The sequence below is a fragment of the Streptomyces actinomycinicus genome (genome assembly GCF_016741775.1).
In the GTDB taxonomy this organism is placed as follows: Bacteria; Actinomycetota; Actinomycetes; order Streptomycetales; family Streptomycetaceae; genus Streptomyces; species Streptomyces actinomycinicus.
Genome location: NZ_JAERRK010000002.1, coordinates 190,877 through 209,079 on the forward strand (window position 1 = coordinate 190,877; position 18,203 = coordinate 209,079).

General features: G+C 71.4%; 20 protein-coding genes. 9 read left to right on the forward strand and 11 right to left on the reverse strand.

Features of this window, described 5'->3' with window-relative positions; genetic code table 11:
- Positions 1 to 206 precede the first annotated feature (206 nt).
- From afsQ1 to JK359_RS04885, 3 genes are read left to right on the forward strand one after another with little or no spacing between them, the layout of a single operon-like run.
- On the forward strand, positions 207 to 884 hold the full coding sequence (afsQ1, locus tag JK359_RS04875) for a two-component system response regulator AfsQ1 (protein WP_190012869.1): 678 nt from the start codon (positions 207 to 209) through the stop codon (positions 882 to 884).
- Positions 881 to 2,470: an ATP-binding protein gene (locus tag JK359_RS04880; protein ID WP_201831977.1), complete on the forward strand. Its 1,590-nt coding sequence runs from the start codon at positions 881 to 883 to the stop codon at positions 2,468 to 2,470. Before afsQ1 ends, JK359_RS04880 begins: the two co-directional genes overlap by 4 nt.
- Positions 2,467 to 3,069 (forward strand): hypothetical protein, encoded by a 603-nt coding sequence (locus JK359_RS04885; protein WP_201831979.1) that lies wholly within the window; start codon positions 2,467 to 2,469, stop codon positions 3,067 to 3,069. The genes JK359_RS04880 and JK359_RS04885 overlap by 4 nt, the downstream gene beginning before the upstream one ends.
- Here JK359_RS04885 and JK359_RS04890 read toward each other — a convergent pair.
- Positions 2,994 to 3,260, reverse strand: coding sequence for a hypothetical protein (locus JK359_RS04890; RefSeq protein WP_201831981.1), 267 nt, complete (start codon positions 3,258 to 3,260; stop codon positions 2,994 to 2,996). The genes JK359_RS04885 and JK359_RS04890 overlap by 76 nt on opposite strands.
- Between JK359_RS04890 and JK359_RS39775 the strand changes: the two genes are divergently transcribed.
- Positions 3,249 to 3,812 carry a VanZ family protein gene (locus JK359_RS39775; protein WP_201831983.1) on the forward strand — a complete coding sequence of 188 codons (564 nt, stop codon included), beginning with the start codon at positions 3,249 to 3,251 and terminating at the stop codon, positions 3,810 to 3,812. The two genes, JK359_RS04890 and JK359_RS39775, sit on opposite strands and share 12 nt — an antisense overlap.
- Before the next feature lie 110 nt (positions 3,813 to 3,922).
- On the forward strand, positions 3,923 to 4,123 hold the full coding sequence (locus JK359_RS04900) for a PspC domain-containing protein (RefSeq protein WP_201831985.1): 201 nt from the start codon (positions 3,923 to 3,925) through the stop codon (positions 4,121 to 4,123).
- A gap of 78 nt (positions 4,124 to 4,201) precedes the next feature.
- Here JK359_RS04900 and JK359_RS04905 read toward each other — a convergent pair whose 3' ends face one another.
- Both JK359_RS04905 and JK359_RS04910 read right to left on the reverse strand, forming a co-directional pair.
- Positions 4,202 to 4,585 carry an ATP-binding protein gene (locus tag JK359_RS04905; RefSeq protein WP_201831987.1) on the reverse strand — a complete coding sequence of 128 codons (384 nt, stop codon included), beginning with the start codon at positions 4,583 to 4,585 and terminating at the stop codon, positions 4,202 to 4,204.
- Between the two features lie 151 nt (positions 4,586 to 4,736).
- On the reverse strand, positions 4,737 to 5,912 hold the full coding sequence (locus JK359_RS04910; RefSeq protein ID WP_201831989.1) for an adenosine deaminase: 1,176 nt from the start codon (positions 5,910 to 5,912) through the stop codon (positions 4,737 to 4,739).
- Between the two features lie 134 nt (positions 5,913 to 6,046).
- On the opposite strand from JK359_RS04910, the gene JK359_RS04915 reads away from it, so the two are divergent.
- Positions 6,047 to 6,808 (forward strand): alpha/beta hydrolase, encoded by a 762-nt coding sequence (locus JK359_RS04915; protein ID WP_201831991.1) that lies wholly within the window; start codon positions 6,047 to 6,049, stop codon positions 6,806 to 6,808.
- A gap of 147 nt (positions 6,809 to 6,955) precedes the next feature.
- Here the strand turns inward: JK359_RS04915 and JK359_RS04920 are convergent, their stop codons facing one another.
- On the reverse strand, positions 6,956 to 7,918 hold the full coding sequence (locus tag JK359_RS04920; RefSeq protein WP_201831993.1) for a LysR family transcriptional regulator: 963 nt from the start codon (positions 7,916 to 7,918) through the stop codon (positions 6,956 to 6,958).
- A 63-nt stretch (positions 7,919 to 7,981) separates the two neighbouring features.
- On the opposite strand from JK359_RS04920, the gene JK359_RS04925 reads away from it, so the two are divergent.
- Both JK359_RS04925 and JK359_RS04930 read left to right on the forward strand, forming a co-directional pair.
- Positions 7,982 to 9,265, forward strand: a complete 1,284-nt coding sequence (locus JK359_RS04925; protein ID WP_201831995.1) for an MFS transporter — start codon at positions 7,982 to 7,984, stop codon at positions 9,263 to 9,265.
- Positions 9,266 to 9,384: 119 nt separating this feature from the next.
- Positions 9,385 to 10,398, forward strand: a complete 1,014-nt coding sequence (locus JK359_RS04930) for a sigma-70 family RNA polymerase sigma factor (protein ID WP_201831997.1) — start codon at positions 9,385 to 9,387, stop codon at positions 10,396 to 10,398.
- On the opposite strand, the gene JK359_RS04935 is transcribed toward JK359_RS04930, so the two are convergent.
- Entirely contained in the window at positions 10,282 to 10,668 is a 387-nt protein-coding gene (locus tag JK359_RS04935; protein WP_201831999.1) for an STAS domain-containing protein, read from the reverse strand. The genes JK359_RS04930 and JK359_RS04935 overlap by 117 nt on opposite strands.
- Positions 10,669 to 10,747: 79 nt before the next feature.
- Between JK359_RS04935 and JK359_RS04940 the strand changes: the two genes are divergently transcribed.
- Complete coding sequence (locus JK359_RS04940; protein ID WP_201832001.1) at positions 10,748 to 11,668, forward strand: AEC family transporter; 921 nt, start codon at positions 10,748 to 10,750, stop codon at positions 11,666 to 11,668.
- 8 nt (positions 11,669 to 11,676) lie between these two features.
- On the opposite strand, the gene JK359_RS04945 is transcribed toward JK359_RS04940, so the two are convergent.
- From JK359_RS04945 to JK359_RS04970, 6 genes are all read right to left on the reverse strand, one after another.
- Positions 11,677 to 12,261, reverse strand: coding sequence for a Uma2 family endonuclease (locus tag JK359_RS04945; protein WP_201832002.1), 585 nt, complete (start codon positions 12,259 to 12,261; stop codon positions 11,677 to 11,679).
- 95 nt (positions 12,262 to 12,356) lie between these two features.
- Entirely contained in the window at positions 12,357 to 13,640 is a 1,284-nt protein-coding gene (locus JK359_RS04950; RefSeq protein ID WP_201832003.1) for a thymidine phosphorylase, read from the reverse strand.
- Between the two features lie 74 nt (positions 13,641 to 13,714).
- Positions 13,715 to 14,119, reverse strand: coding sequence for a cytidine deaminase (locus tag JK359_RS04955; protein ID WP_201832006.1), 405 nt, complete (start codon positions 14,117 to 14,119; stop codon positions 13,715 to 13,717).
- Complete coding sequence (locus tag JK359_RS04960) at positions 14,116 to 15,402, reverse strand: ABC transporter permease (protein ID WP_201832007.1); 1,287 nt, start codon at positions 15,400 to 15,402, stop codon at positions 14,116 to 14,118. The genes JK359_RS04955 and JK359_RS04960 overlap by 4 nt, the downstream gene beginning before the upstream one ends.
- Entirely contained in the window at positions 15,399 to 16,526 is a 1,128-nt protein-coding gene (locus JK359_RS04965; protein ID WP_201832008.1) for an ABC transporter permease, read from the reverse strand. The genes JK359_RS04960 and JK359_RS04965 overlap by 4 nt, the downstream gene beginning before the upstream one ends.
- Positions 16,523 to 18,049 carry an ABC transporter ATP-binding protein gene (locus JK359_RS04970; protein WP_201832760.1) on the reverse strand — a complete coding sequence of 509 codons (1,527 nt, stop codon included), beginning with the start codon at positions 18,047 to 18,049 and terminating at the stop codon, positions 16,523 to 16,525. The genes JK359_RS04965 and JK359_RS04970 overlap by 4 nt, the downstream gene beginning before the upstream one ends.
- Between the last annotated feature and the right edge of the window lie 154 nt (positions 18,050 to 18,203).

Sequence of the window (18,203 nt, forward strand, 5' to 3'; positions counted from 1 at the left end):
GTCTTGCCGGGCCGGTCCCGGCTTCCCGTCCGGCCCGTGACCAAAAGACTGCCGGGGTGACTTCATGGCCGTGTCCGTCGACTGTCACAGACCTGTCACAGGGGTTCCGCCCAGGCTCGTCACAGATTGCGCACAGGTGGTCGCGCTTCGGAAGGCATGGTGCCCGCAGGTCGTACGACGGCCCGTCCATGGGCCAGAATGTGCGCGTGCCTTCCCTGTTGCTGATCGAGGACGACGACGCCATCCGTACGGCCCTGGAGCTCTCCCTGACGCGCCAGGGACACCGGGTGGCCACCGCTGCCAGCGGCGAGGACGGTCTGAAGCTGCTGCGCGAGCAGCGGCCGGACCTGATCGTCCTGGACGTCATGCTGCCCGGCATCGACGGGTTCGAGGTGTGCCGGCGCATCCGGCGCACGGACCAGTTGCCGATCATCCTGCTGACCGCGCGCAGCGACGACATCGACGTCGTGGTCGGACTGGAGTCCGGCGCCGACGACTACGTCGTCAAGCCGGTGCAGGGCCGGGTGCTCGACGCCCGGATCCGGGCCGTGCTGCGGCGCGGGGAACGCGAGTCCAGCGACTCGGCGACCTTCGGCAGCCTCGTCATCGACCGGTCGGCCATGACCGTCACGAAGAACGGCGAGGATCTCCAGCTGACCCCGACCGAACTGCGGCTGCTGCTGGAGCTGAGCCGGCGGCCCGGTCAGGCGCTGTCCCGGCAGCAGCTGCTGCGGCTGGTCTGGGAGCACGACTATCTGGGTGACTCCCGCCTGGTGGACGCGTGTGTGCAGCGGCTGCGGGCCAAGGTGGAGGACGTGCCCTCGTCCCCCACCCTCATCCGTACCGTCCGTGGTGTCGGCTACCGCCTGGACACGCCTCAGTGACCGATACGCAAGGGGGGCTTCGCGGCTGGAGCGCGGGGCGCAGGGGAAGTCTGTCGCGGCTGCGGTTCACCAGCCTCCGGCTGCGACTGGTGCTGGTCTTCGGACTGGTCGCGCTCACCGCCGCGGTGTCGGCGTCGGGCATCGCCTACTGGCTCAACCGGGAGGCCGTGCTCACCCGCGCCCAGGACGCGGTGCTGCGCGACTTCCGGCAGGAGATGCAGAACCGCGCGGGCGCGCTGCCGGAGCACCCCACGCAGGACCAGCTGCAGCGCGCGGCGAGCCAGATGGCCGCCAGCAGCCAGCGGTTCAGCGTGCTGCTGGTCGCCCAGGACGCGGACGGCAAGACGGTGTACGGCAACTCGGGCGGCATCAACGGCTTCGCGCTGGAGGACGTGCCGAAGACGCTGCGCGCGGCCGTGACCAGGCGCCAGGAGGTGAGCGACACCAACAAGGAGCCGTACCACCTGTACTGGCAGCGGGTCACCGAGGACGGCACGCCGTATCTGGTGGCCGGCACCCGGGTGATCGGCGGCGGTCCCACCGGCTACATGGCGAAGTCGCTCGAGCCGGAGGCCAAGGACCTCAACTCGCTGGCCTGGTCGCTCGGCATCGCCACCGGGCTCGCGCTGATCGGTGCCGCGCTGCTCGCGCAGGCCGCCGCCACCACCGTGCTGAAACCGGTGCACCGGCTCGGCGTGGCCGCACGTCGCCTCGGCGAGGGCAAGCTGGACACCCGGCTGCAGGTGTCCGGCACCGACGAACTCGCGGACCTGTCGCGGACCTTCAACAACGCCGCCGAGGCACTGGAGCAGCGGGTCGCGGAGATGGCCGCCCGGGACGACGCGTCCCGCCGGTTCGTCGCCGACATGTCCCATGAGCTGCGCACTCCGCTCACCGCCATCACCGCCGTCACGGAAGTGCTGGAGGAGGAGCTGGAGGCGGAGACCGGGAGCATGGACCCGATGATCGAGCCCGCCGTACGGCTGGTGGTCAGCGAGACCCGGCGGCTGAACGACCTGGTCGAGAACCTGATGGAGGTCACCCGCTTCGACGCGGGCACCGCCCGGCTGGTCCTGGACGACGTCGACGTCGCCGATCAGATCACCGCCTGCATCGACGCCCGCGCCTGGCTGGACGCGGTCGAGCTGGACGTCGAGCGCGGCCTGCACGCCCGCCTCGACCCGCGTCGCCTGGACGTCATCCTCGCCAACCTGATCGGCAACGCGCTCAAGCACGGCGGGTCACCGGTACGGGTGTCGGTGCGGCAGGCGGACGACTCGGTGGTGATCCAGGTCCGCGACCACGGGCCGGGCATCCCGGAGGACGTCCTGCCGCACGTCTTCGACCGCTTCTACAAGGCGAGCGCCTCCCGGCCGCGCTCCGAGGGCAGCGGACTCGGACTGTCCATCGCCCTGGAGAACGCCCACATCCACGGCGGCGAGATCACCGCGGCCAACTCCCCGGAGGGCGGAGCGGTGTTCACGCTGCGGCTGCCGCGGGACGCCTCGGAACTGACCGAGGAGAACGGCGAGGGCGGCAGGGACACCAAGACCGACCAGCACAGACCAGGAGAGGAGGGGTCATGACCGTACGACGCCTGCTGGCGCTGCCCCTCCTCGCGGCGCTGCTCACCGGCTGCGGCATCCGGCCCACCGAGGTGCCGACCGACTTCGGGGCGGCGCCGTCCCGGGTGCCGTGCTCGCTGGCCGGGCCCGACCTGTCCACGCAGTCCTCGCACGGCGTGCCGGTGCAGGTGTTCCTGCTGTGCGGGGCGTCCCTGGTCGCGGTCGACCGGACGGTACGGGTCCCGGAGGGCACCCCCGACGCCCAGCGCCGGGTGATCGTGGCGCAGGGGCTGCTGGACCAGCTCGCCGCGTCGCCGTCGGCGGCGGAGAAGGACGCCCGCTACACGACGTACGTGCCGGGCGGCATGAACGTGACCGGGCCCGGCCCGAAGGACCCCGAGGAGGCGCTCCGGCTGAGCACGGCGCCGGCGCGGCTCACCTCCTACGCGCTGGCCCAGCTGGTGTGCACGTTGTCCGACTCGGCGGCTGCCGAGGGCGACGGCTCGGTGATCCTGGGCGGCCCCGGCGCTGCGCCGCTGCGCCGCTACGAGTGCACGGACGAGGTCCGGGAACGCCCCGGGTCCACCCAGCCGCCGTCCAGCGACGTCCCGGCCGCGTAGCGGCGGCACAGCGGCACGCACGCCGGCACCAGCGCCGGCACCAGCGCCGGCACCAGCGCCGGCACCAGCACCAGCACCAGCACCAGCACCAGCACCAGCACCAGCACCAGCACAGGGCTACCGCGCTGAAACGTTTCCGTGGCGGAACCAATCCGCCCGCCCTTCGCGTCTAGGGGTTCGTGCAGCGTCAAGGCTCCATCCGCGGCAGCGCCGCGATCCGCATCCGGGTGACAGGGGGTGTCCTCCTCGTCGCGCATCTGGCCCTTGTCGCCTGGCTGATGCTGCGCCCCCTGGACGTCCCCTGGGTGATGCCCCCGAACGTGCATCCACTGGCCGGCATCCGTGCCGACCTCGCGCTGGGCTGGCCGCAGGCCGTCAGACCCCTCGGCGAGGGCCTCGCGCTGCTCGCTCCGCTGGGCGTCCTGCTGCCGATGGCACACGGCCGGCTCGCCGTCTCCACGCCGGCCTCCCTGGTCCGGACGGCCGCGGCGGGCACCCTGATCTCCCTGGGCATCGCCCTGTTGCAGACCGGCGTACCGGGCCGGGTCGTGGACGTCGACTCGTTGCTGCTGAACACGCTGGGCGTCATCGTGGCCCACCTGGCCGTCGTACCGGCCGGCCGGGCCTGGCTGCGGCGGCGGGAGGCCCGGGAGTCGGGCGCGGCCGAGCAGCAGGTCACCGTCCAGGAGGCGCTGTCTCAGGGACGTACCCCGACGATTCCCAGGGTCGGGATCGCTCCGTAGATCGACGCTTCGTCCCGTTCGTCTCCCTACGCTGGAAAACAGCTGGGGACGCCACTCGGGCGACCCCGTCAGCGGCCCGGAGCCGGGCCGACGACCACGGAGGAACCCACATGACCGCCCTTGCCCGCCCCACCCACGGCCGCATGATCGGCGGAGTGTGCGCCGCACTGGCCCGCCGCTTCGGCACCTCCGCGACGACGATGCGGGTGATCTTCCTGCTGTCCTGCCTGCTGCCGGGCCCGCAGTTCCTGCTCTACATAGCGCTGTGGGTGCTGCTGCCGGCGGAGGACAAGGCCCCCACCGCCTGGTGAGCCCGGCTCCACACACACCGACGGGGCGCTTCCGGACACACCGGAGCGCCCCGTAGGCGTCGTTCGGGGGAGCGGGTCTCAGCCGACCGGGATCCCGTTGATCGGCGCGCCGTGCGTGGGCAGGCCCTTCACCGGCATCCCGCCGAGCAGACCGGCGACGGGCTTGGTCGGGCCCTCGGCGACGACGCTCTCGGCGACAGGCTGCGCGGCGGACACACCCTTGCCGACGGCCGGCGTCGCGGCGGTGACGCCGCGCGCGGCCACGGGCTTGACCGTCTTCAGCGCACCGCTGTCGGGCAGCGCCTCGACGACCTGCTCGGGCGGCAGCGTCTTGGTGACGGTGTTCAGGGTCTTGCCGGCGTCCGTGTTGGCGGGGGCCGCGTCGGCCGCGCCCGCGCCGGCGGCGGCGATGGCGGCACCGAGGGCGGCGACACCGAGGGTCTTGGCAGCAGACTGCTTCATCGTGAATGCGTCCTTGGATCCGGAGACGGGTGATCACAAACGATCTGAGCGGTCCACGACCGTAAACATCCCGGGCCGCCCCTCGCAAACACCGAAATGCGGACGCCTTGTGAAAGCGCGTCCGCATTCCGTGTCATTCGGCAACGAGTGACTACACCACGTTCTCCACAGAACCGCTGGTGGAGGCGGTCTGCCGGAACAGCCATTCGGATTTCAGCTCGGCATATCCGGGCTTGATCACGTCATTGATCATCGCGAGTCGTTCATCGAAAGGAATGAACGCTGATTTCATCGCATTGACGGAGAACCACTGCATGTCGTCGAGCGTGTAACCGAATGCCTCGACGAGGTGCTCGAATTCGCGGCTCATGGTGGTGTGCGACATCAGCCGGTTGTCGGTGTTCACGGTGGCCCGGAAGTGCAGCCGGCGCAGCAGCCCGATCGGGTGCTCGGCGTACGAGGTCGCGGCCCCGGTCTGCAGGTTGGAGCTGGGGCACAGCTCCAACGGGATCCGCTTGTCCCGCACGTAGGAGGCGAGCCGGCCGAGGGCGACCGAGCCGTCCTCCCGGACCTCGATGTCGTCGATGATCCGCACCCCGTGCCCGAGCCGGTCGGCGCCGCACCACTGCAGCGCCTGCCAGATGGACGGCAGCCCGAAGGCCTCGCCGGCGTGGATGGTGAAGTGGTTGTTCTCGCGCTTGAGGTACTCGAACGCGTCCAGGTGCCGGGTGGGCGGGTAGCCGGCCTCCGCACCGGCGATGTCGAAGCCGACCACGCCGGAGTCCCGGTGCCGGTTGGCGAGTTCGGCGATCTCCAGGGAGCGGGCCGCGTGCCGCATGGCGGTCAGCAGGGCGCCGACCCGGATGCGCCGGCCGTTCTCCCGGGCGAGCCGCTCGCCCTGCCGGAAGCCCTCGTTGACGGCTTCGACGACCTCTTCCAGGGTCAGCCCCGCCTCGAGGTGCTGTTCGGGGGCGTAGCGCACCTCGGCGTAGACGACCCCGTCCTCGGCGAGGTCCTCGGCGCACTCGCGGGCGACCCGGATCAGGGCGTCCCGGGTCTGCATCACCCCGACGGTGTGCCGGAAGGTCTCCAGGTACCGTTCCAGCGAACCGGAGTCGGCGGCCTCGTGGAACCAGATGCCCAGCTTGTCGGGGTCGGTCTCGGGAAGGCCGGCATAGCCCGTGTCGCGGGCGAGGTCGACGACGGTACCCGGGCGGAGCCCGCCGTCGAGATGATCGTGCAGCACTACCTTGGGCGCCCGGCGGATCTGGTCCGGCGTCGGAACGTGCGCCGGGACGGCCCCCGTCGGCGGAGTCTGGCTCGTCATCTCCGCACTCTAACTCCTACGCGCGTAGAGAGCCCGGTGTACGCGTGAGCTGATTCCCGGCACTTTTCCGTCGATACGCAACGGTGACCGCGCGTACGGGTTTCGTACACCGCGCCTTCTGACACTGTTCTGTCATGGGACAGCAAGCGACGCCGGTCCGAACGGCCGGGCTGGGGAAGGCAGTCGGCCCCGAGCCGATGTCGGTGAGCGGAGCGGTGCTGCTGCTCCCCGGCGGTGAGGAGAACTCGGCCCGCCGCCCCTCCCCCGTCCGGGCGATGACGCTCATCCGCTCCCTGGGCCGCGCGTTCGCCCGCGCGGGCCGCGGGGAAGGACTCGCCGTCCATCCCGTCCGCTACCGCTACCGGGGCTGGAACGGCAGTGAGGCACATCTGGCGGCGGACGCGGAGTGGGCCGCCGACGAGGTCGTGCGACGTTACGGGGACGTGCCCGTCTGCCTGGCCGGGATCGACATGGGCGGGCGCGCGGCGCTCCGGGCCGGCGGCCACGGAGCCGTCAACTCCGTGGTCGCGCTGGCGCCCTGGCTGCCCGAGGAGGACGTGGCCGCGCCCGCGGAGCCGGTGCGGCAGCTCTCCGGGCGCCGGGTGCTGATCGTGCACGGCACGAACGACGAGCGCACCGATCCCGAGCTGTCGTTCCGGTTCGCCGCCCGGGCGAAGAAGGCGAACCGGGAGGTGTGCCGGTTCGAAGTGCACTCCGACGGACACGGGTTGAACGGGTACCGGGAGGAAGTGCTGTGCCTCGCCTCCGACTTCGTGATGGGTGCGCTGTTCGGGCACTCCGTGTCCCGCCCGGTGGAGGACGCACTGGCCGCACCGCCGCCGATCGGTCTCCGGATGCCGCTGGCCGCGGGGTTCGGGAGGTCCCTGAAGCGGTAGGGCCGGGGTTGCCGTGGGGTTCAGGAGGTCCCTGAAGCGGTAGGGCCGGCGTTGCCGTGGGGTCCGGCAGGCCCCTGAAGGGATGCGGCACGGGAGCTGCCGCGGGGCCGGGGACGCCGGTGGTCCGGGGTCGTCCGCGGCCGTCCCTCAGGCGGGGAGCAGGTTGCCCCTCCTGGAGAGCAGGAACTTCTTGAAGGCCGCCACCGGCGGGGTGTCCGGGCGGTCCGCCAGCCAGGCCACGCCGATCTCGCGGACCGCCCGCGGGGCGGTGACCGTCAGCTCCACCACCCCCGGGCGGGGCACGGTCGGCGGCGGCAGCAGGGCGACCCCCAGGCCGGCCGCCACCAGACCCCTGAGCGTCTCCGCCTCCTCGCCCTCGAAGGCGATGCGCGGCTTGAAGCCGACCTCGCGGCACAGGGCGTCGGTGATCCGCCGCAGGCCGTAGCCGGGTTCCAGGGTCACGAAGGTCTCCTCGGCCGCCTCGGCCAGCCGAACGCGGCGCCGGGCGGCCAGCCGGTGGTCGGCGGGGACCACCAGGCGGAGCTTCTGCTCGTCCAGGCGGCGGGCGACCAGGTCGGGGGCGTCGGGGACCGGCGAGGTGAGGCAGAGGTCCAGTTCGCCGGCCCGGAGCCGCTCCAGCATCGCCTCGCCGTAGTTCTGGACCAGGCTGAAGCGGACGCGCGGGTGGTCGGCGCGGAAGGCGTGCAGCAGACCGGGTACGGTCTCGGCGCCCATGGTGTGCAGGAAGCCGAAGGCGACCTTGCCGGTGGCCGGGTCGGCGTCCGCGCGGACCTCCTCGGCGGCGCGCTCGATCTCCGCCAGGGCCCGCTCGACGGAGGCGAGGAAGGTACGGCCGGCGGTGGTCAGCGAGACCGTACGGCCGTGGCGGGCGAACAGGTCGACGCCCAGGTCCTGTTCCAGGCGGGCCATCGCCCGGGACAGCGTGGACTGCGGGACGTTCATCTCCAGCGCGGCCCGGGTGACGTGCTCCGTACGGGCGACGCCGGCGAAGTACGCGAGGCGGGGCGCGAGCAGCCGCGACATCTCGCTCATGTCTTCTGTGTCACCGGACGGTGACAGTCGCGCCCGTGACCTCTGCTGATGCTCCATGGGAACGATTATGGCGATTCCATGCATTGGACGGATGAGAGGTGTCGTCCCTACGGTCGAAGCATGTCTCCCGCCAGTACCGGGGCGTCCACCGTCGTGGGCGCCGTTCCCTCCGTCCCTGCTCCCGGCTCCGACACCCGTATGACTCCGGGCGGCCCCGGCTACCGCCGGATGAGCTTCGCCCTCTTCCTCGCCGGAGTCGCCACCTTCGCCCTCCTGTACTCCACCCAGGCGCTGCTGCCGCTGATCTCCGGGGAGTTCGGGGTCGCGGCGAGCGAGGCGAGCTGGACGGTGGCGGCCGCGACCGGCGGGCTGGCCCTGTTCGTCCTGCCGATGAGCGCCCTGTCGGAGCGCTTCGGCCGCCGTACGGTGATGACGGCCTCCCTGGCCGTCGCCGTCACGGTCGGGATGCTGGTGCCCTTCGCGCCGTCGCTCGGCGCACTGGTGGTGCTGCGGGCGGTGCAGGGCGCCGCGCTGGCCGGGCTCCCGGCCTCGGCGACGGCGTACCTGGCCGAGGAGGTACGGCCGAAGGCACTGGTCACGGCGATCGGTCTGTTCGTGGCGGGCAACAGCGTCGGCGGGATGAGCGGCCGGGTGATCACCGGCTGGGTCGCGCAGGAGTGGGGCTGGCGTATCTCGGTCGGCGTGATCGGCGTGCTCGCCGTCGCCTGCGCCGTGGCCTTCCGGCTGCTGCTGCCGGCGCCGCGGCACTTCAAGGCCGGTTCCCTGCGCCCGCGGGTGCTGCTCGGCACGGTCCGCGACCACCTGTCCGACCCGCTGCTGCGCCGCCTGTACGTGATCGGCGCGCTGTTCATGACCGTGTTCGGCGGCGTGTACACGGTGATCGGGTACCGGCTGACGGCCGAGCCGTTCGGACTGCCGCAGGGCATCGTGGGCTCGATCTTCCTGGTCTACCTGGTGGGTACGGTCTCGGCGTCCACCGCGGGCCGGCTCGTCGGCCGGTTCGGCCGCCGGGGCGCGCTGTACCTGGCGGGCGGTACGACGGCGGCGGGCCTGCTGCTGTCCCTGGCCGGTTCCCTCCCGCTGGTCCTGCTGGGCCTGGTGCTGATCACGGCGGGCTTCTTCGCCGGGCACGCGGTGGCCTCGTCGGCGGTCAGCAGGACCGCCACCCACGGCCGGGCCCAGGCCTCGGCGCTGTACCAGTCCGCGTACTACGTCGGCTCCAGCGTGGGCAGTACGGTCGGTGCGCTGGCCTTCCACGCGAACGGCTGGACCGGCACGGTCGGCGTCGGTCTCCTGGCGGTCCTCGGCGTCGTCGCCGTCACGGTCCTCGGTTCGCGGGCGGCCCGGGTCGCGGCCCGACGGGAGCCGGTGGGCGCACACTGACGCGCGCCCCCTTCTCACCTGCACGTTCATGAACTCCGGGGGCCATTGTCAGTCCTCTGCGGTAGCTTCCCAAGTGGCGTGACGGAGCGCCGGGGAACGGCCGCAGGGGTGGGTGGACGATGGGCGACAGCACGGCGACGGCAGATCTGGACGTCGCACTGGAGAAGCACCGGACCGAGCTGACCGGGTACTGCTACCGGATGCTCGGTTCCTCCTTCGAGGCCGAGGACGCGGTGCAGGACACGCTGGTGCGGGCCTGGCGCAGCTACGAGAAGTTCGAGGGCCGGTCCTCCCTGCGCTCGTGGCTGTACCGGATCGCGACGAACGTGTGCCTGGACATGCTGGCGGCGGGCAACAAGCGGGCGCGGCCGATGGACCTGACGGAGTCGACCCCGCTGGCCCGGGCGGCGCTCTCACCGCGCCCGGACAACACCTGGCTGGAGCCGATGCCGGACGCGCGCGTGCTGCCGGCGGTGGAGGATCCCGCGGAGGCCGCGGTCGCCAAGGAGTCCGTGCGGCTCGCGTTCATGGCGGCCCTGCAGCAACTGCCGCCCAAGCAGCGGGCCGTGCTGATCCTGCGTGAGGTGCTGGCCTGGAAGGCGAGCGAGGTCGCCGAGCTGCTGGAGACCACGGTCGCGTCGGTCAACAGCGCGCTGCAGCGGGCCCGGGCCACGCTGGCCCAGCGGGAGCAGTCCGGCGCCCGCGCGGAGGTCTCCGACCCGCTCGACGCGGAGCAGCAGAAGCTCCTCGAGCGGTACGTCGCGGCCTTCGAGGGGTACGACATGACGGCGCTCACGGCGCTCCTCCACGAGGACGCCATCATGACGATGCCGCCGTTCGACCTGTGGCTGACCGGCCACGACGACATCGCCGGCTTCATGACCACCATCGGCTCCGCCTGCGAGGGCTCGCGGCTGCTCCCGGTCCGGGTGAACGGCCTGCCCGGCTTCGCCCAGTACAAGCCCGACCCTGACACCGGCGGCTACAGCCCCTGGTCCATCCAGGTCCTGGAGATCTCAGACGGCCGGCTGACCGGGTTCCACTTCTTCCTCGACACCCAGCGCTGGTTCCCGCTCTTCGACCTGCCCCTCCACCTGGAAGCGAAGGCCGACGAGGTGCAGAAGGGCCAGTAGCGCGGGACCGGGGTCCCGCAGCCGGATCCGCCCGCCGGCCCGGCGGGCGGTCAGCTCCAGCCGGGCGAGCAGGTCCACGGCCGCCAGCCCCGGCGGCCCCAGCCCGCCCACGTCACACACGACCACCCCCGCCCCACCGTTCTCCAGCAACTCCCGCAGCTCGGCGCACAGGTCCGTGACCCGGTCACGGCTGACGGGACCGGGCAGCATGAGCACGGCGGGGTTCTCGGTATCCACGTGCGGTAGACCGGCGGAGCGGGCACAACTCATCGCGGCCGGCCCGCCGCCGCCGGCAGCACGATCGACATCACATTGACCTGCGCCTCTTTCCCGCCCGAGGGTGGGCCCTGTGGTGGGGGTACTGAGCGGGTTCGCGGTGATCGCGGTCGTCATCGGGGTGGGTTATGTCCTGGGGCGCCGTGGGACGCTCGGCGCGCAGGGTGGTGAGGTGCTGACCCGGCTGGCGTTCACGGTGGCCGGACCGGCGCTCCTCTTCACGACCCTCGCGCGCGCCGACCTGTCGGTGCTGTTCTCCGCCCGTCTGCTCGTGACGGCGCTCAGTACGGCCGCCGTGGCCGGCGTCTTCGTGACGGTCGGTGTGCTGCGGCGCTGGGGGGTGGGTCGTACGACGATCGGCGCGCTGTGCTCCGGATACGTCAACTCGGGCAACCTCGGCATCCCGATCGCCGCGTACGTCCTGGGTGACGCGTCCCTGGTGGCGCCGGTGCTGCTCTTCCAGGTCGTGCTGGTCACGCCGGTCGCCCTCACGGTCCTGGACCTGTCCGGAGGGGGCGGGAAGGGCTCGGTGGGACGGATGCTGCTGACACCGCTGCGGAATCCGATAGCGGTCGGTTCCCTGTCCGGTGCCGTGGTGGCGGCGGCGGGCTGGCAGCTTCCGGGCCCGGTCATGAACCCGCTCGCCCTGATGGGTGCGATGTCCGTGCCGGCGGCGCTGCTGGCCTTCGGCATGTCCCTGCACGGCGAACCGGTTCCGGGCCGGGGCGCGGACCGGCTGCCGGTCCTGCTGTCCGTCGCGCTGAAGTCCCTGGGGCAGCCGTTGACGGCCTGGCTGCTGGCGAGGGAGGTCTTCGGCCTGCACGGGGCCACGCTGCTGGACGTGGTGGTGACCGCGGCCCTCCCGGGCGCCCAGAACCTCTTCACCTACGCGAGCCGCTACCGCGTCGCCGAATCCCTGGCCCGCGAGTCGGTCCTGCTCTCCACGGTGGTGTCGGTGCCGGTGCTGGTGGGGGTGGCGGCGGTGCTGGGGTGAGACCGGGTTCAGCCGACGGGGAACTCTCCGGTGTCGAGGGTGATCCCGAACGGCTCGGGCAGCTTGATGGCGTCGCCGAACTTCACCCCGCTCAGGACGCGGTAGACGTCACCCTTCGGCTCTCCGTAGAGGGTCGCGGTGGGGCCCCCGGGTGCCCAGCGATCGACCAGGAGGTAGAGCGGGATGCCGGCGGTGGCGTACGCGGCGGGCTTGCTGACCCGGTCGTGGCTCGCGTTGGACCTGGAGGTGACCTCGACGACGAGTTCGGCGAGGGCGGCGGGGATGTGGGAGTCGGATTCCGGGTGTTCCGGTACGGGAGCGACCACCAGATCCGAGATGAACATGCCCAACCGAGAGGGCACGGAGACCGCCAGGGTCTGGAAGATCTCCCAGTCCTCGGGGATCACCGAGTAGAGGCGACGCTGGATGCGGGCCGCGATGACGTTGTGGCGGAACGCGGGAGCAGGTGACACGGTGATGATCCCCTCGATGATCTCCACCTTGCTGCCCTCGGGCCATTCCATGTCCTCCCAGTACCGGACGAGGTCGTCCCAGTTCTGGTGGGGTTCCTGGCTGACCGTGAGTGCGCTCACGGCGGTCTCCTATCGGTGCGTCACCGGTCCCAGCATGCCGAACGGGACCGGTGGAGGTCCACCGGTCCCGTTCACCCGAAAGGAGTTTCCGCAGGTCAGGCGATACGTTCCCGCACCACCGGCGTGGCCTGGAAGTCCGTGCCCGGGGCCGCGATGTCGTAGGAACCCTGCACCGCCTGGAGCGCGTAGTCGAAGCGCTCGGGGGTGTCGGTGTGCAGGGTGAGGAGGGGCTGGCCCGCGGTGACCGTGTCGCCCGGCTTGGCGTGCATCTCGACGCCCGCCGCCGCCTGCACCGGGTCCTCCTTGCGGGCGCGGCCGGCGCCCAGACGCCAGGCGGCGACACCGATGTCGTAGGCGTCGAGGCGGGTCAGGACACCGGAGGACGGCGCCTTGATGACGTGCTGCTCCTTCGACGTGGGCAGCTCGGCGTCCGGGTCGCCGCCCTGGGCCGCGATCATCCGCCGCCAGACGTCCATCGCCGAGCCGTCGGCCAGCGCCTTCGCCGGGTCGGCGTCCCTGACGCCGGCCGCGTCGAGCATCTCGCGGGCCAGGGCGATCGTCAGCTCGACGACGTCCGCGGGGCCGCCGCCCGCGAGGACCTCGACGGACTCGCGGACCTCGAGGGCGTTGCCCGCCGTCAGGCCGAGCGGGGTCGACATGTCCGTCAGGAGCGCGACCGTCTTCACACCGTGGTCCGTGCCGAGGCCGACCATCGTGGACGCCAGCTCGCGCGCGTCCTCGATCGTCTTCATGAAGGCGCCCGTGCCGACCTTCACGTCCAGGACCAGCGAGCCCGTGCCCTCGGCGATCTTCTTCGACATGATCGAGGAGGCGATCAGCGGGATGGCCTCGACCGTGCCGGTGACGTCGCGCAGGGCGTACAGCTTCTTGTCCGCGGGGGCCAGGCCGTCGCCCGCCGCACAGATCACCGCGCCGGTGGTGTCGAGGACGTGCAGCATCTCCTCGTTCGACAGCAGCGCGCGCCAGCCGGGGATCGACTCCAGCTTGTCCAGGGTGCCGCCGGTGTGGCCGAGGCCCCGGCCGGAGAGCTGCGGGACGGCGGCGCCGCAGGCCGCGACGAGGGGGGCCAGCGGAAGGGTGATCTTGTCGCCGACGCCGCCGGTGGAGTGCTTGTCGGCCGTCGGGCGGGACAGCGACGAGAACTCCATGCGCTCGCCGGAGGCGATCATGGCCGCGGTCCAGCGGGCGATCTCCCGGCGGTTCATGCCGTTGAGCAGGATCGCCATGGCGAGCGAGGACATCTGCTCGTCGGCGACCTCACCGCGGGTGTACGCGTCGATGACCCAGTCGATCTGCTCGTCGGTCAGCTCGCCGCGGTCCCGCTTGGTGCGGATCACGGAGATGGCGTCCATGGCCATGGCTGGTGTGGTTCCTTCCGGGAGGTGCGAAGTGTGCGGCCCCCCTGCGAGCGGGGCAGGGGGGCCGTACGGCGTTACTTGGTGAGATGGTCCGGGCCGAAGGCCTGGGGCAGCATCTCCGACAGTGCGAGGACGCCCGCGGGGGTGTCCAGGAGGAGGCCGGGGCCGCCGAACTCGTAGAGCAGCTGGCGGCAGCGGCCGCACGGGACCAGCAGGGCGCCGGTGCCGTCGACGCAGGTGAAGTGCGTCAGCCGGCCGCCGCCGGTGCGCTGCAGCTGCGAGACCAGCCCGCACTCGGCGCACAGGCCGAGCCCGTAGGAGGCGTTCTCGACGTTGCAGCCGGTGACCGTGCGTCCGTCGTCGACCAGGGCCGCCACGCCGACCGGGTACCCCGAGTAGGGGGCGTAGGCGTGGGACATGGCTTCCCGCGCCTCGGCGCGGAGCGCCTCCCAGTCGAACCCGCCGGCTTCCTGAGTCACTTGCCCTGGCCCTTCCGGTAGCGCATGCCGTCCGCCTTCGGCATCCGCAGGCGCTGCGCGGACAGCGACAGCACGAGCAGGGTGACGACGTACGGGGTGGCGCCCACGAAGTCGCTCGGGACCTCGTCGGTGAACAGGTACCAGACCAGGACCAGTGCGGCCGTCATGAGGGCGATCCCGCCCTGCCAGTGTGCCTTCTTGTACATCTTCCAGCCCGCGAGCAGCGCGAGCAGGACGACCAGCAGCAGGAGCAGGGCGTGGACGGTGACACCGCCGTTGCGGAGCTGGAGCGCGTCGGAGTAACCGAACAGGCCCGCGCCCATGGCCAGGCCGCCCGGGCGCCAGTTGCCGAAGATCATGGCGGCGAGACCGATGTAACCGCGGCCGCCGGTCTGGCCCTCGAGGTAGGTGTGCGAGGTGACCAGCGCGAGGAAGGCGCCGCCGAGGCCGGCGAGACCGCCGGAGACGGCCACGGCCGCGTACTTGTACCGGTAGACGTTGACGCCGAGCGACTCAGCGGCGGTCGGGTTCTCACCGCAGGAGCGCAGCCGCAGGCCGAACGGGGTGCGCCACAGCAGCCACCAGCTGCCGACGAACAGCAGCACGGCGAGGATCGTCACGACGGACAGGTTGGTGATCAGACCGCCGATGATGCCGGCGAGGTCGGAGACCAGGAACCAGTGGTGCTTCTCGATCGACGCGAGGCCGTCCGAGAGGCCGGGGACCGTGATGTCGGGCAGCGAGTCCGCGGGCGGGGACTGCTTGGGGTTGCCGCCCGCCTCCGAGGCCTTGCCCTCGGCGAAGAACAGCTTGGCGAGGTACTGGGTGGCACCGAGCGCGAGGAGGTTGACCGCCACACCGGAGACGATGTGGTCGACGCCGAAGGTGATGGTGGCGACGGCGTGCACGAGGCCGCCGAGGACACCGAAGCCGATGCCGCACAGCAGGCCGAGCCAGGGGCTGGACTGCCAGCCGATCCAGCCGGCGCCGAAGGTGCCGAGGATCATCATGCCCTCGAGGCCGATGTTGACCACGCCGGCCCGCTCCGACCAGAGGCCGGCGAGACCGGCGAGACCGATCGGCACGGCGAGTCCGAGCGCGGCGGCGACCTGGCCGGCCGAGTCCAGCTGGTTGGAGCCGGTGATCATGCGGACGGCTGCGACGAGCAGCAGGGCGCCGGCGACGATCATGAGGATCTGGCCGACCGAGCGGCCCGAGCGCTGGGGCGCGTTGCCCGCCTTGGGCGCCGCGGGCGGCGGCGCGTCGGTCATCGTGGCGGTCATGACGCCACCTCCTGCTTCTTCGTCGCGGCGGCCTGGGCGGCGAGTTCGGCGCCGACCTTCTGCTGCTGGCGCTTCAGGCCGTAGCGGCGTACGACCTCGTAGGCGATCACGACGCACAGGACGATGACGCCCTGGATGACGCCGAGGATCTCCTTGTCGTAGCCCTCGAACTCAAGGTGATTGGTGGTGCGCTCCAGGAAGCCCCAGAGCAGGGCACCGAGCGCGATGCCGATCGGGTTGTTGCGGCCGAGCAGCGCGATGGCGATACCGGTGAAACCGATACCGGCGGGGAAGCTGTTGTCGTACTGGTGGCTCTCGTTCAGCAGCGTGGGCATGCCGATCAGACCGGCCACGGCACCAGAGATGATCATGCTGGTGGCGACCATCTTCTTCACCGACACACCGCTCGCCGAAGCGGCGCTCTCGGACTGGCCGACCGTGCGCAGGTCGAAGCCGAACCGGGTGCGGCCGAGCACGAACCAGTAGGCGAGGCCGACGACCACGGCGACGATGATGAAGCCGTCCAGGACACCGGCCGGGCCCGTGTCGATGTTGAAGAAGTGCGAGGACGACGGCAGCGGCTTGGTGGAGACCAGGGTGCCGCCCTGCTGCAGCTCGCCGAGCCGGCCGGGCTGGAGCAGGTAGCCGATGATCGCGGTGGCGATCGAGTTCAGCATGATGGTCGCGATGACCTCGCTGACGCCCCGGGTCACCTTCAGGACACCGGCGATGGCCGCCCACAGGGCGCCGGTCGCCATGGCGCAGATGATGATCAGCGGGATGGCGAGCCAGCCGGGCACGGTCAGCGCGCCGCCGAGGACGGCGGCCATGAACGCGGCGAGCCGGTACTGGCCGTCGACACCGATGTTGAACAGGTTCATGCGGAAGCCGATGGCCACCGCGACACCCGCGAGGTAGTACGTCGTCGCCTTGTTCAGGATGTAGACCTGGCTGTCGCTGGCGAAGCCGTAGGTCGTCATGTCGCTGAAGGCGGCGCCGGGGTTCTTGCCGGTCGCGAGGATCACCAGGGCGGTGACGAGGAGCGCGGCGACGATCGCCAGTACCGGCGCGGCGATACCGAGGAGCAGGCGCTCCTTGTCGATCCGTGAGGTCAGCTTCTTCATCGCTCGTCGTCCTCTGTGTGCTCCAGGTGGCCGGTGGCCGCACCCGTCATGGCGGAGCCCAGCTCTTCGGGGGTGATGGTGGCGGGGTCGGCGTCGGCGACCAGACGGCCGCGGTACATCACCCGCAGGGTGTCGGAGAGGCCGATCAGCTCGTCCAGGTCGGCGGAGATCAGCAGCACCGCCAGGCCCTCGCGGCGGGCCTCGCGGATGTAGTCCCAGATGGCCGCCTGGGCGCCGACGTCCACACCACGGGTGGGGTGGGCGGCGATGAGCAGCTTGGGGTTGTGGCTCATCTCGCGGCCGACGATCAGCTTCTGCTGGTTGCCGCCGGACAGCGAGGCCGCGGTCACGTCGATGCCGGGGGTGCGGACGTCGTAGGCCTCGACGATCCGCTCGGTGTCGGTGCGGGCCGCCTTGATGTCGAGCAGTCCGCCGCGCGAGTTGGGCTTCTCGGTGACGTGGCCGAGGATGCGGTTCTCCCACAGCGGCGCTTCCAGGAGCAGGCCGTGGCGGTGGCGGTCCTCGGGGATGTAGCCGATGCCGGCCTCGCGGCGGGCGCGGGTGGCGACGCGGGAGATGTCGGTGCCGTCGAGCGTGACGACGCCGGCGTCCGGGTGGCGCATGCCCATGATCGCCTCGACCAGCTCGGACTGGCCGTTGCCCTCCACGCCGGCGATGCCGAGGACCTCGCCCTTGTGGATGGTGAAGGAGATCTCGTCCAGGATGATCCGCTCGATGCCGTCCAGGTCGGTCTGCGACAGGTGCACACCGTCCAGCTGGAGCATCGGGACGTCCGTGACGGTGGACTCCTCCGTCTCCGGCGTGGGCAGCTCGCTGCCGACCATCAGCTCGGCGAGCTGCTTGGGGGTGGTGCCCCGCGGCTCGACGGTGCCGACGGTGGTGCCGCGCCGGATGACGGTGATCTCGTCGGCGACGGAGAGCACCTCGCCCAGCTTGTGGGAGATGAAGATGACGGTGAGGCCCTCGGCCTTGAGGTCACGCAGGTTGTCGAAGAGCGCGTCGACCTCCTGCGGCACGAGCACGGCGGTCGGCTCGTCGAGGATGAGGGTCTTGGCGCCGCGGTAGAGGACCTTGAGGATCTCCACGCGCTGGCGGTCGGCGACGCCCAGTTCCTCGACGAGGACGTCGGGCCGGATGTTCAGGCTGTAGGCGTCCGAGATCTCCTTGATCCGGGCGCGGGCCTTGCCCCCGATGCCGTGCAGCTTCTCCGCGCCGAGGACGACGTTCTCCAGCACGGTGAGGTTGTCGGCGAGCATGAAGTGCTGGTGCACCATGCCGATGCCGCGGGCGATGGCGTCGCCGGGGTTGTGCAGGACGACCTGCTCGCCGTTGACGGTGATGGTGCCCTCGTCCGGCTGCTGCATGCCGTAGAGGATCTTCATCAGGGTGGACTTGCCGGCGCCGTTCTCACCGCACAGGGCATGGACGGTGCCCGTACGGACCGTGATGTCGATGTCGCGGTTGGCGACGACGCCGGGGAAACGCTTGGTGATGCCGCGCAGTTCGACGGCAGCGGGAGGGCTGGACGCGTTGATGGCGCACTCTCCTCGGGGAAAGGGGCTGCGGGGAGGGGGCAGGCGTCGGCGACGCTAGCGCGGCAACTCCGTGCTACACGCGTAGAGTTGACACATTGTTATGGCTCGGCGAGGGGGCTCC

Bases quoted from the DNA above. Each gene is read 5' to 3' on its own strand.
- JK359_RS04915 (WP_201831991.1), top strand. From the start codon at position 6,047: ATGGGACAGCAAGCGACGCCGGTCCGAACGGCCGGGCTGGGGAAGGCA.
- JK359_RS04905 (WP_201831987.1), bottom strand. From the start codon at position 4,585: ATGAAGCAGTCTGCTGCCAAGACCCTCGGTGTCGCCGCCCTCGGTGCC.
- JK359_RS04930 (WP_201831997.1), top strand. From the start codon at position 9,385: ATGGGCGACAGCACGGCGACGGCAGATCTGGACGTCGCACTGGAGAAG.
- JK359_RS04885 (WP_201831979.1), top strand. From the start codon at position 2,467: ATGACCGTACGACGCCTGCTGGCGCTGCCCCTCCTCGCGGCGCTGCTC.
- JK359_RS04965 (WP_201832008.1), bottom strand. From the start codon at position 16,526: ATGAAGAAGCTGACCTCACGGATCGACAAGGAGCGCCTGCTCCTCGGT.
- JK359_RS04925 (WP_201831995.1), top strand. From the start codon at position 7,982: ATGTCTCCCGCCAGTACCGGGGCGTCCACCGTCGTGGGCGCCGTTCCC.
- JK359_RS04910 (WP_201831989.1), bottom strand. From the start codon at position 5,912: ATGACGAGCCAGACTCCGCCGACGGGGGCCGTCCCGGCGCACGTTCCG.
- JK359_RS04960 (WP_201832007.1), bottom strand. From the start codon at position 15,402: ATGACCGCCACGATGACCGACGCGCCGCCGCCCGCGGCGCCCAAGGCG.
- JK359_RS04935 (WP_201831999.1), bottom strand. From the start codon at position 10,668: ATGAGTTGTGCCCGCTCCGCCGGTCTACCGCACGTGGATACCGAGAAC.
- JK359_RS04920 (WP_201831993.1), bottom strand. From the start codon at position 7,918: ATGGAGCATCAGCAGAGGTCACGGGCGCGACTGTCACCGTCCGGTGAC.
- JK359_RS04900 (WP_201831985.1), top strand. From the start codon at position 3,923: ATGACCGCCCTTGCCCGCCCCACCCACGGCCGCATGATCGGCGGAGTG.
- JK359_RS04950 (WP_201832003.1), bottom strand. From the start codon at position 13,640: ATGGCCATGGACGCCATCTCCGTGATCCGCACCAAGCGGGACCGCGGC.